Consider the following 14,980-nt stretch of genomic DNA (forward strand, 5'->3'; position numbering starts at 1 on the left):
GACCTGCTTTCTATAGAATAGTTAAATCACTAAATCTTCTGCGATTGGCGTTTCCATAATCTTTTTGACTTCTCTTGGATCTGTTGTTTTGCCTAGTGCCCACATCAGTTTCGGCACGATAGCTTCTGTATTCATATTTCTTGAACGTGCCACCAATTCTTGATTGATCTTGCGTCCTACCTCATACACACTCATGTCTTCTCCTTCTTCCAGACACTGAGTGGTGATGACAACAGAAATGCCTTCTTCCAGCAATTCGTTGATCTTTTCTAAAAGGTTTCTTCCTTCGAAAGGAATTCCGCCGCTGCCGTAGCTTTCAATGACAACGCCTTTGTACATGCTTTTGACTGCATCTAAAAACTCAGGCTTCAGGCCTGGGTGCAATTTTAACAGACACACATCTGTGTTCAAGGATGCATCTAATTTAAGCGGTTTCATTGGTGTTCTTTTTACTTTGCTATTGTATTCAATTTGATGGTTTTCAATTGATGCAATATATGGGTAGTTAATGCTTTCAAATGCATCGTAGCTTTTCGTTCTTAGTTTGATCGCACGTGTTCCTTGGATGACCCTGCCATCAAACACGACATACACGCCGCCAACACCGTCACATGCAAAGCGAATGGCATCTGTGATGTTTTTCTTCGCATCTGTTTTCTTAAAAGTAATCGGAATTTGTGAACCTGTAATCACGATCGGCTTATCAGGGTTTTGCAGCATATAAGACAGCGCTGCTGATGTATAGGCCATTGTATCGGTTCCGTGAGTAACGACAAACCCGTCATACTGATCATAATTCTCATAAATGGCTGTTGCGATATCAACCCAGTATTCAGGCTGCATATTTGTACTATCTATACTCATTAGGGACTTTGTGTCCATTGTATATTCTGCATTAATTTCGTTTAAATAGCTCAAAAGATCCTCAGCTTTAACACCTGGAGCTAAACCATTTTCACTCTCTACAGATGCAATCGTCCCACCAGTCGTTAAAAGCAATAATTTCTTCAACAGGTCCACCTCTTTCGTAAAATTACTTCGTTTGTCACACATATTATAAGCTAGCTTGTGCTATTCTATAATATACGCTTTACGCGTACCTTCATTGCCATTATAGTCACATAACGCGAATTAATCAAGAAATTGTTACGCATAACGCGTACATTCTATGTCAAAATATGATATACTGTTGTTGTAAATAAAGGAGCGTTCATGTATGATACTCGATCGTTTAACCACCCTTAGAAAAAAGAAAAAATGGTCTCTCCAGCATACGGCAGATCGCCTAGGTATCGCCAAAAGCACCTATGCCGGTTACGAATCTGGGTACCGACGACCTTCGCTTGAAGCAGTGAAGCTGCTGGCTGATTTGTATGATACGTCCATTGATTTTTTACTTGGTAGAACGGACGAGCCAGAGATACAACGCAAAATCTCTGATATCAAAATTGAACTGACGGAAGCAAAAGAAGGAACCATTTATGTAGACGGCGTTCCCCTAAATGATGAAGAAATCAAACAGCTTGTTGCCTTTATTCGGGCGAAAAACACTCTAAAAGTATAAACACAGAAAAGAGAGGCACCTTATAAACAGGTGCCTCTCTTTCCTTTTCCAATCTCAATATGGAGAAGACAGCTGGCTTAATTCCTCTAGCCGCCGCTTCGCTTCTTCTTTATTAAACGAACTATAATAGCGATAATTCTCCTCATCTAAGATGCGGTAATGCTGACTAAGTACATTTTGCTGAAGGCGAAACGTGCCTTTTTTGACAGACGTCCTCCACCAAACCTTGCCGCCAATCGTACGCTCTACTGATAGATGTAATTCATCATGTGCCACAACTTCCAAAATCTCGAGCGGGTCATCCCCTAGGGTTCCTTTCAAAATGTCACTATCTCTGAATAATGCACATACGGCCGCGGATTGCGTCCAGTTGAGACGCAGCCTGTTTTTTTCAACCTGCTGTAGATGCCGTTTCGATAGACCAAGTACCTCCGCCATACGATCCTGCGTATAATTCTTTTCTCTTCGAATCCGTGCCATTTGTTCTGTGACGAGGTCGATTACCATCTCTTTATCCATCTCTCATCGCCTCTTTCGAGTGTTCAGTCTTTACTGACATCATACACGATTTCTTCGAAAAAGTGGCGCCTCATCCTATAGAATTCTGACAAAAACAGCTTAGTCGGTCTTCTCTTCTCCTTGGCCATGCTGCTGTCTCCAATTTTCTTGGGCTGTCTGATGTAAATATGGATAGATCTCCTGTTTGACGGTCTGTTCAAATACTTCTTCATCTAAAATGCTGTACGCCGGAATTTTGATCAATTTCCCATCTACTTTCCGAATGAGCACATCCATGAAAAGAAATCCTCTTATACTGTAACGATGCCTGCGCATGTCAATTGATTGAATATCTTGAAAAGGAATCGTTCGCTCCCGGTGCAGCACAGCGCCATTCTCTCCGCGCTGAATGCGAAAAATCACATTTCCTCTCTTCGTAAAAGCAGGCAAAATCATCAAAAAGGAGATCCAGCCATAGACAATACCTAATAGTCCGCCTAAAAATAAAAACAATGTATAGTTCGATTCAAATGTAAGAGCTTCTGAAAATAACCAAATACCGATGATACCGAAGCCGCCCGTTGCTAAGAATGCCCATACTCTTAAAAAAGGTCTGCTCCTTACTTCTATTACTTCACTTGGATTCAAGTGTCATTCTCCTTTTCTCCATTAGAATATAGAACGTAACCCGTCTCGATGAGCCGTCTCAATGCGAAATTGATTTTCTTTTATTCCTGATACAAGCCACGATTGGTTCTCACCTGGAATCACAAATAGCATGGACTCCACATCAGGCGTATTATTTTTGTCATAGACGACCTTCATGAGGGAGTCCATCTTTCCTTTTCTCGTCTGTACATCAGAAACAAATGCCTTCACGAGCTCTTGATTCTCCGCTTTATTCAGAAAGGATGGCCACTCATTTTTCGCTTCGCTTGCCTGTTCTAATAGCATTTCAAATTCCTCTGCCTGCAGGCTGATGACAGGTTCAGGGTGATCATTCATCTGTATGTTGAAAAAGGCTGTCACTTGCTCCTCTGCCTGCTGATCGCCATCCAGTTTGCGAATCTGATGTACTTGTTGATCATAAAGCGTATGATGCGCATATACACCCGCTTGTGTTGTGTGAAAAGAGGTGCTGACTTCTTCATCTAAATCTCCAAATCTAGACGCCTTGATCGTGTGGGAGGCATCATTCATCGCCTGGATGAAATGACGGTATTCCGTTTTATAACGGTATTGTCTGTTTCGAAATTCCAGTACACCTTTTGCAAGCAAAGAGCGGCACGCAATTTCAAATAAAAACCCCAAGCGCTCGTCCTCTACTTCAGGATAATAAGCCTCCTTTAAGGACATACCTTGTTCAAAATAGCCTTCACTGTAAAAACTAAAGATGAGTTCCTCAATACTTAGACTTAGCTGATCCAACTTGATCTCTCCTTATCCAAAAGAAAATGCACCCTTAAAGAAATCGCCTGCACCCTTTATGAGCGAATCTGCGGTTTCTTTTGTTTTTTCTATCCCTTTATGTATTACCTGATTTGCCTGATCAATGGTATCATTCACTGCTTTCACACCTTGACCCGCCAGTTCGAATGCTTTTTTCCCTTTATCCACGACTGCATGAATCGGGTCCTTTAATTTCACTGCCATCTGTTCAGCAAAACCGGATGTCAGCTTGGCGACTTTTTCTCCAATAAATCCACCTACTGCTGAACCAATGGCTCCGCCAACCACGGTTCCAATCGGACCTGCAAAGCTGCCAAGAGCACCGCCGACAACGGCACCTGCGACAGAACCGCCAGCGATAAAGACCGTATTGTTCACTGCATTTCCAACAGCCTTTGCATTTTCACGCTTAAGAACTTCTGGCTGATCGCCGAATTCTGCATAGTTCTCGGCAATTTTCAATCCACAGCCAACCGTCTCAGTTGCACCAGTGACAACTGTTGCAATGATGGCATTTCCTTTCGCAAATCTTGCACCATTTTTCAGAACAGACTTAATCGCAGCCGTGTCCTTCCAATTAATACTTCCTTTTGTAAAATCACGAACACTGTTTGTGAACGCAACTGTATCGTCAGGATAAAATTTTGTGAATTTCTTATGAACCAAGTCAGCCATCGGCCAGTTCGATCGTTTTAATAATTCTTTTTTACTCAGCCAAATCCTTGCTAACCGGTCAAATCTCGTTCCTTCTACCCGGCTGGTCAGATCAAGCAGCAGCTTTGAATGCTGCGCTGCATATCGGCCATTCTCTTTAATGAAAGTCGTCATTCCAAGCCCGTAATATTTCGCCTGCATCATCACGATACCAGCTAAGCTCGTGAGTGTACCATATTGATCATAAATACTGTACAATTTCCGCAATATATCATCTGCTTCGACCATTTTATCCGTTGCATGACGAATGGCAATATCATCACTGCTCAATTTGCTGATTAATGCCTGTCCTGCTCCCCATGCATCCCCGACACCAGAAAAACAGCTTCTATACCGAGGATCGCAGCCTAAAATCAGCCCGTCCAGTTCACTATGTAAATCGCGGTGCTTCGTTTCAATGGCTGACAGCTCGCCTACAAAATCATTCGCCAGCCCAGTCAGCTGATCTGGATCAACCACAATGTCACGTGCCATCACATCATCTCCCTTCTCGGTTTCTTTCTCTCCGTTCTTCTCGTCTCTTTCGCTCAAGCTCTTCCATTCTGGCAATTTCAGCTTTACGCTCCTCAATTTTGACCGCTGCATCCCGCAGTTCCTGACTTGTTTCAAGCAAATCTTTTTCAAATTGATCGTAGCGTGCCGTTGTTTCTTCAAAGCTTTGATCAAATTTATCCCTTGCTTCTCCCTGCCAGCCTGTTCCTACTGCCTTCAGCCGATTTTCCAGCAGCTGCTTGGACTGCCGAATCTCATCAGCCGCTTCCTGAAACTTTTGAGCGAGTGCCAGCGTTTGACTAGAATCCAACTTTCGCACCCCTTTCTCCCAATTTAACGTACAAATGGATGATTTTATATGTCCTCATTATAAATAAAAAGACACCCAAAAAAATCACCCTAAAGAACCATTCAGCACATTACCTAATGAAAGTAGGCCTTTTTCCTCTCTAATTGCCAGAGAAAGCCTTTCTTGTTATGAAGCGCATTCAAGACGTGATAAAATGGACGTATTCTACAAAAGGAGTGACGTATAGATGAAAGAGGAAATGATTCAGCGTTTCACAAGTTATGTGAAGGTAGATACGCAGTCGGATGCAGAAAAGGAAAGCTGCCCATCTACTGAAGGACAATTGAATCTGGCGAGACAGCTTGTTGAAGAAATGAAATCCATTGGGATTCAAGAAGTAACAATGGATGAAAACGGCTATGTCATGGGAACGATCCCTTCTAACACAGACAAAGATGTGCCGACCATTGGCTTTCTGGCTCATATTGACACAGCCACTGACTTCACCGGCAAAAATGTAAAACCGCAGCTTCATGAGAACTATCAAGGCGGCGACATTACCTTAAATGAAGATCTACATATCGTTTTATCTCCACAACAGTTTCCAAATTTACAAAAGTACCAAGGACATACACTGATCACAACAGATGGCACAACCCTGCTTGGTGCAGATAACAAAGCTGGTATCGCAGAAATTATGACCGCTATGCATTACCTCATCGAACACCCAGACATCAAGCATGGAAAAATCCGTGTCGCTTTTACGCCAGATGAAGAGATTGGCAGAGGGCCGCACAAGTTTGATGTTGATGCCTTTGGCGCTTCCTATGCGTACACAATTGACGGCGGACCGCTTGGCGAGCTGCAATATGAAAGCTTCAACGCAGCGGGCGCGAAAGTATCCATTAAAGGAAACAATGTCCACCCAGGGACAGCAAAGGACAAAATGGTCAGCGCTGCGAAAATCGGGATGCTTTTTCACAACAAACTTCCTTCTGACGAATCTCCGGAGTATACAGAAGGCTACGAAGGCTTTTTCCACCTGACGAAATTTGTAGGGGAAGTAGAAGAGGCTGAGCTGCAATATATTATCCGTGATTTTGATAAAGAAAAATTCAACAAACGCAAGGCCCTGTTTGAAAAAATAGCAAATGACTTAAAAGCCACATACGGAGAAAACAGCATCACCCTCAGCATTCAGGATCAATATTATAATATGAGAGAAAAAATTGAGCCGGTGAAACATATTGTGGACATTGCTCATGAAGCCATGGAAAATCGCTCAGTAACACCGGTCATTGAACCAATTCGCGGCGGCACAGACGGCTCCCAGCTTTCATATAAAGGTCTCCCAACGCCAAACATCTTTACTGGCGGGGAAAACTTCCACGGTAAATATGAATTTATTTCCGTTGAAAACATGGTGAAAGCAACTGAAGTTATCGTTGAAATTGCCCGTTTATTCGAAAAAAAAGCATAAACATGTTTACAACCGTTCCTGTTCGGGAACGGTTTTTTAATAAAAGTTTACAATTTTCTGAAACTTTTATGACACTTATTCGTACTAATAGAGACAACCCCAGAAAAAATTCTTCTTGACGAGTGAAATAACTGGAAATATAATAGTTAAAAACAACCAGTATTTTAGACCTAAAATAGCAGATCGAATGAACCTTAAGAACTAAACCGATTCTGCTGCTTATTTTCAGTTATAAACATCACTCACCCTGTCTACACTTAAAGAATAGGATGAATTGGAGGAATGTCATATGATGATTTTATTGATTATCGCTTCACTTTGCTGCTACTTACTATTCTCTTTCAAAAAAGATAACCGCACCCAAAAAAGAAAAAGCGCAGAGCTTTCGGAGTTTGAAATCTTTCGTATGCGCCGCCACTACAACGGAAAACGCCGTCACCCACTAAACGATGCACCTAAACAAGTATAAATCCAAATAAAAGAGCCTCATGAGGGGCTCTTTTTTGTTTGCATAAACAGCAAAAAACGACCAGATTCAGTGGTCGTTTTTCTTTTTATTTATATACCTTCGCAGGAACTTGAATCATAGGAATTCCAACATAATAAGGAGAAATTTCATATGGCTGGAAGACAACAGCAATTCCCTTTTTCGTGAAGTAATACTGCGTGTTGTAGTTGATTTCAATGTCGCTTTTTTTCAGGTTCGCGTAGAATTTGCTTTTATGTTTCTTTGTGTAGTTATAAATATAATCTCTTACTTTCGTACGCTTTTTCTTTGTTTTCACAACGTCTGTCAAGAACAGCTGCTTTGTTTTTTTCTTTGTTAACACATAGTTCATGCTGGAAACCATTGTGTCTCCGTGTGCTCCACCGTTATACATGTAATCATAGTTTAAGATACTCAGTTTCTTACCATTATTAAATTTCGTTTTATACGTTCTCTCATACGTGACCTTCCCGTAGCCTTCCTTTTTCGCTTCGTCCTTTAAAAACAAGTACGTAGAATAAGAGAAGGCGATATCTTCTTTTAAATCACGATTGATGGTTTTCATATGCGCCTTGCTTAGGTTTTTCACCTGTGCATATTTGAACGTTTTTTTCTTCTTATAATAGTGTGTGCTTACTTTTGCTTTTTTTGCTTGTTTGGCATCCGCAGATCCAACTGGCGCAAACAAGGAAACAATCAGTGAGAAAATGAGCAGGCTGATCGTTAGGCCTTTTTTCATCGTCATAGTAAAAACCCCCATTTTTGTCTATTACCAGTGAGTATACCATGACAAAAGAACCAAAAGAAGTATTTTTTCCATATTATTCTTCATTTTTCCACATCGGGTTTGTTTCCCTTGATTTGTTCATTTTGAAAATTAAACGATAAAACCATTGACTTTTCCTCGAAAAGGTTGAATAATTGTGTTTATTAAGAAAATTGAATCAAAAGGTAACCTTATTAAGAGTGGTGGAGGGACTGGCCCTGTGAAACCCGGCAACCGCTGTTCCTAGGAACAGAATGGTGCTAATTCCTTAAGCAAGCAAATGCTTGTTTGAAGATAAGGCAGAGTTCTCACAGTATATGATGCTCTTCCTTATCTAAGGAAGAGCTTTTTTATTTGATTTTTTAACCTGAGGAAAGAAGGGATTCAGCATGACACAAGTACAAACCATTGGAAAGAAAACAACGAAACCGCCATTCCGCGCAGATCAAGTAGGAAGTTTACTTCGTTCAGAGCGCATCAAGGAAGCACGCAAGCAAAAAGCAGACGGTACGCTGACAGCAGAGCAGCTCCGACAAATTGAAAACGAAGAAATTACACGTATTGTAGAGAAGCAAAAAGAAATTGGGTTAGAGGTTGTCACAGATGGTGAATTCAGACGTGCATGGTGGCATTTTGACTTTCTTGAAGGACTCGATGGAGTTGAAGGATTTGAAGCAGATCAAGGCATTCAATTCCATAACACAACGACAAAAGCTAGAGGTATCAAGGTAACAGGCAAGATCGATTTTACAGATCATCCAATGCTGGAGGATTATCGTTTCCTTCACAGCATCGCTGGTGATCATACGGCTAAAATGACGATTCCAAGTCCGAATATGCTCTTTTTCCGTGGAAAGCTTGAAGAAGGAGTGTATGACAGCTTAGAGGAATTCCACCATGATGTGGCACAAGCGTATAAGAAAGCCATCCGTGCTTTTTATGATGCAGGCTGCCGCTACTTGCAGCTGGATGATACGGCATGGGCAGTGTTCTTTTCTGAAAAAGGCCACGAACAAATCAAAGCCTTTGGCCGTGAAGAAGATGAACTTCGTGAATCGTTTGCGAAGACAATCAATGAAGCTGTTGCCGACCGCCCAGAGGATTTGGTGATCACCATGCATATTTGCCGCGGTAACTTTAAATCGACATGGGCAGCTGAAGGTGGTTACGAAGCAGCGGCAGAAACAATTTTTGCCGGCTTAGATCTTGATGGTCTCTTTTTAGAGTTTGACGACGATCGTTCTGGCGGATTTGAGCCCCTTCGATATGTGAAGAACCCAAACCTTCAAATCGTACTAGGCCTTGTCACTTCAAAATACGGAGAGCTTGAGCCAGTTGAACAGATTAAAAAACGCATTGAGGAAGCGGCTCAATATGTAGACATTAACCAAATTTGTTTGAGTCCACAATGCGGATTCGCCTCAACAGAGGAAGGCAACCTGTTAACAGAAGAGCAGCAATGGGAAAAGCTGCGTCATGTGATTGAGATTGCAGATCAAGTGTGGACTTCGTAGTCCCTCAGAGAAGAAAAAAAGACAAACCGCAATATGGCGGTTTGTCTTTTTCTTTTATGCATCCAAATGTTCACCATTCGTCGCAATCACTTGTTTATACCAATCGAAACTTTTCTTTTTCTTTCTATCTAATGTACCGTTTCCTTCATTATCACGGTCGACATAAATGAAGCCGTAGCGTTTTTTCATTTCAGCCGTTGATGCGCTGACAAGGTCAATTGGGCCCCAGCTTGTATAACCGATCAGGTCAACTCCGTCTGCAATCGCTTCTCTCGCCTCTAGCAAATGGCTTCTGAGGTAATCAATTCGGTAATCGTCTTGAATGGATCCGTCTTCTTCTACTTGATCGACAGCACCCAATCCATTTTCTACGATAAACAATGGCTTTTGGTAGCGGTCATACAGCTGATTCAGTGTTGTACGAAGTCCTTTCGGATCAATTTGCCAGCCCCAATCACTTGCTTCTAGATAAGGGTTTTTCACACCTTCAAATAAGTTACCGCCAGTCACTTGTCCAAGAATCTCTGGATCTGTACTTGTCACAAAGCTCATATAATAGCTGAAGCCAATATAGTCCACTGTATGGTTTCTTAAAATATCTTCGTCCCCTTCTTGGAACTCGATGTTGATGTCATTTTCAAGGAAATAACGTTTCATGTAACCTGGGTAATAACCTCTTGCCTGTACATCTGAGAAGAACAATGTTTTACGGTCTTGCTCAATTGCAGCAAACATATCTTCTGGTCTTGAGCTGTACGGATAAGTTGTCATCGCTGCAATCATACAGCCGATTTTCGCATCAGGAATGATTTCGTGTCCTGCTTTGACAGCCAAAGCACTTGCAACAAATTGGTGATGCGCTGCTTGATATTGAATGCTTTTCTCGTCATCACCCTCTTCAAATACAAGTCCGCCGCCAGTGAAAGGCGCATGTAATACAACGTTGATTTCATTGAAGGTCATCCAATATTTTACTTTGTCTTTAAAGCGGGTGAACAATGTTTTCGCGTATGTTTCATAAAGATCCACAAGCTTACGGTTTCTCCATCCGCCGTAGTTTTTCACAAGTGCGAGCGGCATTTCATAGTGAGAGATGGTGACAACTGGCTCAATTCCATGCTTATGCAGTTCATCAAATACTTTTTCATAAAAAGCGAGGCCTGCTTCATTCGGTTCCGCATCGTCGCCATTTGGGAAAATACGCGGCCAAGAAATGGATAATCTGAAGCACTTGAATCCCATTTCTGCAAAGAGTGCAATATCTTCTTTATAGCGATGGTAGAAATCGATTGCATCATGATATAAGTTAAGGTCTTTCATTGATTCATCGAATGGGTGCATAATACCATTTGGTGATACATCAGCTGTCGATAAGCCTTTTCCATCTTGATTATATGCGCCTTCAACTTGGTTGGCTGCAACAGCGCCGCCCCATAAGAAACCTTTAGGAAATGTTTTTTCTAACTTGTTCATGTTGAATACCCTCCTCTTTTTCTTCTACACTGACTGTAAGCAGTGTCTCTTTCACTGTAATCGTTCCATCTGTTTTCGCATCAACTTGTGCAAAATCGTTTGTGTTGGTGACAATAACAGGTGTGGTGACATCATAGCCTTCTTGCTGAATGCCCTCGATATCAAAATCAATGAGTACATCTCCTGCTTGAATCAGATCACCTGACTGCACATGACTTGTAAAATACTTTCCGTCAAGTTTTACCGTGTCAATCCCCACATGAATGAGAAGTTCTGTACCTTGTTCACTCTTCAAACCAATGGCATGTTTTGTGTGGAAAATGGTTTCAACCTTGCCGTTGAAAGGTGCTACAACACGCCCAACTGTTGGTACAATGGCTGCACCTTTACCCATGATTTCATTAGAGAATGTTGCATCATTTACTTGATTGAGCGGCTTTAGTTGACCTTCAAGCGGGCTTTGTACCACTTCATTTTGAAGTGCTGCTGTGTCTTTCTTTTCTTCTGGTTTGTCTGCTTTTGTATCATCTTTCACTGGTACATCTTTGAATCCGAGAACAAGTGTCATGATCGTTGCTACGACAAAGGCGATTACTAAGCCGATGATTGAGTAGACAAATGTTGGTCCAATGAATGTTGGGAGACCTGGAAGGCCTGCTGATCCAGATATCACATATGATTTTACTTTAAAGATTGACATGAACACGCCGCCTGCTGCTGCACCAATAAGGGCTGCAAGGAACGGTTTTTTCAATCGCATGTTCACACCATACATAGCAGGTTCAGTAATACCCATTAAGGCTGTGATACTTGTAGACATCGCCAATGATTTAAATGTTTTGTTTTTTGATCTTAAGAAGACACCGAATGCTGCGCCTGCTTGTGCCATATTTGCTACAAACATCATTGGAAGAATGAAGTCAAAACCGTTTAACGTAATGTTGTTGATCATGATTGGAAGCAGTGCATAGTGCATGCCCGTAATGATCAATGGTGACATGAAGCCGCCGATCAAGAGTCCGGCCAAAAGACCTGCATGTTTGAACAATAAATCAATTCCACCTGAAAGGCCACTTCCGATAATCCCGCCAAGCGGTCCAACCGCGATGAGCATAACTGGTACAACGACTAGAAGTGTGACGGTTGGAACAAGGATGATCTTTAATGATTTCGGACTATATTTTTCTGCGAATCTTTCAACATATGAACCAAGCCAGATGGTGAGTAGAATTGGAATCACCGATGAAGAGTACACAACGGCAACCACTGGCAAGCCTAGAAATTCTGTATTTCCCGCGCCCAGTAAAGCGGTTAACTGCGGGTGCAGTGCTGCTGCTGCAATGGCAGCCGCGATATACTGATTTGTGCCAATTTTTTTGGCTACGCTTACAGCAAGCAGAATCGGTAAGAAGTAAAAGGCTCCATCTCCGATGGCTGTTAAAATCGCATACGTACTGCTTTTATCTGATATCCACTGGAATGTGAGCATCAGTGCCAAAATCCCTTTGATCATACCGGCCCCAGCGATGGCTGGAAGAATCGGTGTGAAGACACCAGAGATAAAATCGAAAAGCTTTGATATCACATTTTGCTTTGACGCTTCTTCTGTACCGCCTGACTTTACATCAGATGATAGACCTGAGTCAGCGATCATCGCTTGATAGACATTTGAGACATCATTGCCGATAATGACATGATATTGGCCTCCGCTTTGATTCACGCCCATGACGCCATCTGTTGATTGCAGCTTCTCTTTATCTGCCTTGCTTTCATCGTATAAGTTGAAGCGAAGTCTTGTCATACAATGCGTAACTTGCTTAACATTCTTTTCACCGCCGACAAGTTCTAGCACTTCTTTTGCTGTTTGTTTGTGGTTCATTGTATTACCCTCCAAACGTTGATTTCATCTTGATATAGAAAAAACCTAAACATCCATTAATGTCCGAGAAATAGCGATTCAGACATTAATCGATATTTAGGTTTTGCCTGCTTAACCAGTAACAATCCTTCATAGCGATTGATCGTTATTTAATTTTTATAAGTCTTTAGATATAAAAAAACCTAAATCACGCCTTATCATAGATAGGGACAATGATTTAGGTTTTGCCTGCTTGACCAGTAACAATCCTAAAAGATTGTGGTTATTTAGTTTATAGTTATAAATTATCATGTTAATTTTGTGATGTCAACGCTTTCTTTTTGAATTTATTTTCTTTTTATTACTCTGTCTATATGCAAAGTTAAATATAGCATTTCATCTTCTATGAGACTTCGGTTGTATTCTTTTTGAACATAATCGTTAATTTTTTCTGCGCACTGAAAAGCTGCGGTGTTTTTCTCTTTTACCACTTCATACAGAAACTCGTTTTGATTTTCCATCTGTGTTTCGTTAAACAGACGCTGACCAAAAAACTTCAAATGCGTAACAAAACGGAAATAATTTAATGATTCCTCGTCCAAATCAATTTGAAAGTGATACTTAACGATGTTTAAAATGTCTTGAATGAGTTTGGTGATTTGAATAACGTTTGGCATTTCTTCATTGAGCTCTGCATTGACAATATGCATGGCAATAAAGCCGGCTTCATCCTCAGGAAGATGGATGCTCAGCTTGTCCTCAATGATCCGAATAGCTTCTAAACCGCATCTGAACTCATCTTTATACAGCCGTTTGATTTCCCAGAGCAAGGCATTTTTGATGTCCATTCCTTTTTGATGACGTTCAATGGCAAAGGTGATATGATCCGTCAGCGTCACATAGATGCTGTCATTTAAATTTTTGTTAAGGGTTGTTCTCGCATGCTCAATAATCGCCTCACACACTTGCATATACTCGATTGGAATATCATAAAGCAGGGTTTTGAATTTTTCTGATATATCTTTATTTTGAATAGAAAATACTTTTTCGATTCGTTCTTCGTCAATCGGGTCTCCGCTTTTCTTTTGAAACGCGATCCCTCTGCCCATAATGACCAGCTCATGCTGCTCGTCATCATATGCACTGACAACATTATTATTGATTACTTTAGAAATGATCAATTGATACCCCCCAGTACATTCCGCTTTTTCGAGCATTTTATCGTTGATTCATATGTCATGTTATTATTATTTTCAAAAAAGAGGACTTTAAGATGATTTTACATTTTTTTTTGATACGGTCAACTAGAAAGAATGACATATTACCTCTCAAAAATGACGAAATAGGGGCAAAAAAGTCTAAAAAAATACACAAAAACACTCTAAAAAGAGTGTTTAAAGTGTGTATTTTACAAAATCAAGAGCAGTCCCAATTATAGACGACATTCTCGAAATTTTTTCGTTTAAGATCTTCTGGTTTGATAAAAAAGTTGGCGATTCCGCAATCTCCCCACATCAGATCTACTTCATCATCTGAGTCAATTTGCAATAACAGAACGGTATGTTCTTGATCTACATAGGTACGCGGGTCTTCTTGTGTAAACCCTGGATACCCGCCCAATTTGTGACCAAAGCCACTCGCTGTTTCATAGAATTCATCCAGCAGGGCATCTGCTTCATCGCCATTAACACCATCTGCATCTTCGAATAGGTCCCAGCTGTTCTTTCCTGTGACTTTTTCAAAGCGGAAATCTCCTACACTGATCGTTTCGCTTGATAATTCACCTGTAATCGCGCCTTCCTTCGTCACAGGAAAATAAAAATCATCTGGAATTTTCACAAAAGAAAAATCAGTCATTAACTCTTCTTCTGCCAAGAAAGGTTCCTCAATAAATTTGATGCGAAAATCTTTTTGCTCTGTTTTATGGTCAATATTCATTCCATAAAGATCATCATGCACAGAAATAAAAACTTGCATAAGTCCTGTTTCTGGATAATCCTTCAGCTTGGGCAGCTGGCCGAAATTAATTTGTGCCAAAAGTTTCATAGGATGTCCTTCGCCGTCAACTGAATATTCGTCGTTTTTGGGGAAGTAAGGATCACCAGCTATTTTGCTGTCGTATGGTCCTGTTTTTCCTTGTTTCATCTGTAATTGAATCATTGGTTTTTCCGTTTCATCTAACAACGGACGGTAGGGTGCAAGTATTTCTTTCAGCTTCGCTGATTGTGTCACGATGATCTTCCTCCTTATGAATAGGTCTAATGACAAAACTAGTCTCTCTTTTTCTATCATACAGAAGTGTATCCTGCCTGTCAGTGATAAAACGGTCATAATCCTAACAAGTTTCTCACCTTGAAATGATAAAAAAACCTCCGATTCAGCTGGAGGTTTTGTCG

Annotated in this window: 15 protein-coding genes and 1 riboswitch; of the genes, 4 read left to right on the forward strand and 11 right to left on the reverse strand. The window is 41.0% G+C overall.

The annotated features are described in order from the left end of the window. Window positions 1-21: 21 nt before the first annotated feature. Window positions 22-1,011, reverse strand: a complete 990-nt coding sequence (locus MHB66_RS18155) for an asparaginase (RefSeq protein ID WP_024427527.1) — start codon at window positions 1,009-1,011, stop codon at window positions 22-24. Window positions 1,012-1,216: 205 nt separating this feature from the next. Here MHB66_RS18155 and MHB66_RS18160 point away from each other — a divergent pair, with 205 nt between their 5' ends. Then, complete coding sequence (locus MHB66_RS18160) at window positions 1,217-1,564, forward strand: helix-turn-helix transcriptional regulator (RefSeq protein ID WP_024427528.1); 348 nt, start codon at window positions 1,217-1,219, stop codon at window positions 1,562-1,564. Between the two features lie 54 nt (window positions 1,565-1,618). Here the strand turns inward: MHB66_RS18160 and MHB66_RS18165 are convergent, their stop codons facing one another. From MHB66_RS18165 to MHB66_RS18185, 5 genes are all read right to left on the reverse strand, one after another. Beyond that, window positions 1,619-2,083, reverse strand: a complete 465-nt coding sequence (locus MHB66_RS18165; RefSeq protein WP_025093780.1) for a helix-turn-helix transcriptional regulator — start codon at window positions 2,081-2,083, stop codon at window positions 1,619-1,621. A gap of 99 nt (window positions 2,084-2,182) precedes the next feature. After that, the gene (locus tag MHB66_RS18170; protein ID WP_046312740.1) at window positions 2,183-2,710 is read right to left on the reverse strand and encodes a YfjD family protein; all 528 of its coding nucleotides are present in this window, start codon (window positions 2,708-2,710) and stop codon (window positions 2,183-2,185) included. Between the two features lie 21 nt (window positions 2,711-2,731). After that, window positions 2,732-3,490, reverse strand: coding sequence for a hypothetical protein (locus MHB66_RS18175; RefSeq protein WP_034281364.1), 759 nt, complete (start codon window positions 3,488-3,490; stop codon window positions 2,732-2,734). A gap of 12 nt (window positions 3,491-3,502) precedes the next feature. Beyond that, window positions 3,503-4,699: a glycine zipper domain-containing protein gene (locus tag MHB66_RS18180; protein ID WP_024427531.1), complete on the reverse strand. Its 1,197-nt coding sequence runs from the start codon at window positions 4,697-4,699 to the stop codon at window positions 3,503-3,505. A 4-nt stretch (window positions 4,700-4,703) separates the two neighbouring features. Continuing rightward, on the reverse strand, window positions 4,704-5,027 hold the full coding sequence (locus tag MHB66_RS18185) for a WXG100 family type VII secretion target (protein WP_046312739.1): 324 nt from the start codon (window positions 5,025-5,027) through the stop codon (window positions 4,704-4,706). 226 nt (window positions 5,028-5,253) lie between these two features. On the opposite strand from MHB66_RS18185, the gene pepT reads away from it, so the two are divergent. Then, window positions 5,254-6,486: a peptidase T gene (gene pepT, locus MHB66_RS18190; protein WP_046312737.1), complete on the forward strand. Its 1,233-nt coding sequence runs from the start codon at window positions 5,254-5,256 to the stop codon at window positions 6,484-6,486. A gap of 289 nt (window positions 6,487-6,775) precedes the next feature. Further along, entirely contained in the window at window positions 6,776-6,955 is a 180-nt protein-coding gene (locus tag MHB66_RS18195) for a hypothetical protein (RefSeq protein WP_008345664.1), read from the forward strand. A gap of 85 nt (window positions 6,956-7,040) precedes the next feature. On the opposite strand, the gene MHB66_RS18200 is transcribed toward MHB66_RS18195, so the two are convergent. Beyond that, entirely contained in the window at window positions 7,041-7,718 is a 678-nt protein-coding gene (locus MHB66_RS18200) for a DUF3298 and DUF4163 domain-containing protein (RefSeq protein WP_041118266.1), read from the reverse strand. Between the two features lie 209 nt (window positions 7,719-7,927). After that, a riboswitch (SAM riboswitch) is annotated at window positions 7,928-8,040 on the forward strand. An 88-nt stretch (window positions 8,041-8,128) separates the two neighbouring features. Here MHB66_RS18200 and MHB66_RS18205 point away from each other — a divergent pair. Further along, a complete protein-coding gene (locus MHB66_RS18205) occupies window positions 8,129-9,253 on the forward strand; it encodes a 5-methyltetrahydropteroyltriglutamate--homocysteine S-methyltransferase (protein ID WP_034281370.1) in 1,125 nt (374 codons plus the stop codon). A 54-nt stretch (window positions 9,254-9,307) separates the two neighbouring features. On the opposite strand, the gene MHB66_RS18210 is transcribed toward MHB66_RS18205, so the two are convergent. The 4 genes from MHB66_RS18210 to MHB66_RS18225 all read right to left on the reverse strand — a co-directional run bounded on the left by MHB66_RS18210 (window position 9,308) and on the right by MHB66_RS18225 (window position 14,816). Continuing rightward, window positions 9,308-10,726 (reverse strand): glycoside hydrolase family 1 protein, encoded by a 1,419-nt coding sequence (locus MHB66_RS18210; RefSeq protein WP_034281371.1) that lies wholly within the window; start codon window positions 10,724-10,726, stop codon window positions 9,308-9,310. Continuing rightward, complete coding sequence (locus MHB66_RS18215; protein WP_034281372.1) at window positions 10,698-12,605, reverse strand: beta-glucoside-specific PTS transporter subunit IIABC; 1,908 nt, start codon at window positions 12,603-12,605, stop codon at window positions 10,698-10,700. Before MHB66_RS18215 ends, MHB66_RS18210 begins: the two co-directional genes overlap by 29 nt. 326 nt (window positions 12,606-12,931) lie before the next feature. Beyond that, the gene (locus tag MHB66_RS18220; RefSeq protein ID WP_034281373.1) at window positions 12,932-13,765 is read right to left on the reverse strand and encodes a PRD domain-containing protein; all 834 of its coding nucleotides are present in this window, start codon (window positions 13,763-13,765) and stop codon (window positions 12,932-12,934) included. 235 nt (window positions 13,766-14,000) lie between these two features. Continuing rightward, window positions 14,001-14,816, reverse strand: coding sequence for a YwqG family protein (locus MHB66_RS18225; RefSeq protein WP_046312734.1), 816 nt, complete (start codon window positions 14,814-14,816; stop codon window positions 14,001-14,003). Window positions 14,817-14,980 lie beyond the last annotated feature (164 nt).

The organism is Bacillus sp. FSL L8-0167, from assembly GCF_038630295.1.
Classification (GTDB): Bacteria; Bacillota; Bacilli; order Bacillales; family Bacillaceae; genus Bacillus; species Bacillus safensis.

Coding starts and splice junctions, on each gene's coding strand:
- MHB66_RS18160 (WP_024427528.1), top strand. CDS start 1,217: ATGATACTCGATCGTTTAACCACCCTTAGAAAAAAGAAAAAATGGTCT.
- MHB66_RS18165 (WP_025093780.1), bottom strand. CDS start 2,083: ATGGATAAAGAGATGGTAATCGACCTCGTCACAGAACAAATGGCACGG.
- MHB66_RS18180 (WP_024427531.1), bottom strand. CDS start 4,699: ATGGCACGTGACATTGTGGTTGATCCAGATCAGCTGACTGGGCTGGCG.
- pepT (WP_046312737.1), top strand. CDS start 5,254: ATGAAAGAGGAAATGATTCAGCGTTTCACAAGTTATGTGAAGGTAGAT.
- MHB66_RS18195 (WP_008345664.1), top strand. CDS start 6,776: ATGATGATTTTATTGATTATCGCTTCACTTTGCTGCTACTTACTATTC.
- MHB66_RS18200 (WP_041118266.1), bottom strand. CDS start 7,718: ATGACGATGAAAAAAGGCCTAACGATCAGCCTGCTCATTTTCTCACTG.
- MHB66_RS18205 (WP_034281370.1), top strand. CDS start 8,129: ATGACACAAGTACAAACCATTGGAAAGAAAACAACGAAACCGCCATTC.
- MHB66_RS18210 (WP_034281371.1), bottom strand. CDS start 10,726: ATGAACAAGTTAGAAAAAACATTTCCTAAAGGTTTCTTATGGGGCGGC.
- MHB66_RS18215 (WP_034281372.1), bottom strand. CDS start 12,605: ATGAACCACAAACAAACAGCAAAAGAAGTGCTAGAACTTGTCGGCGGT.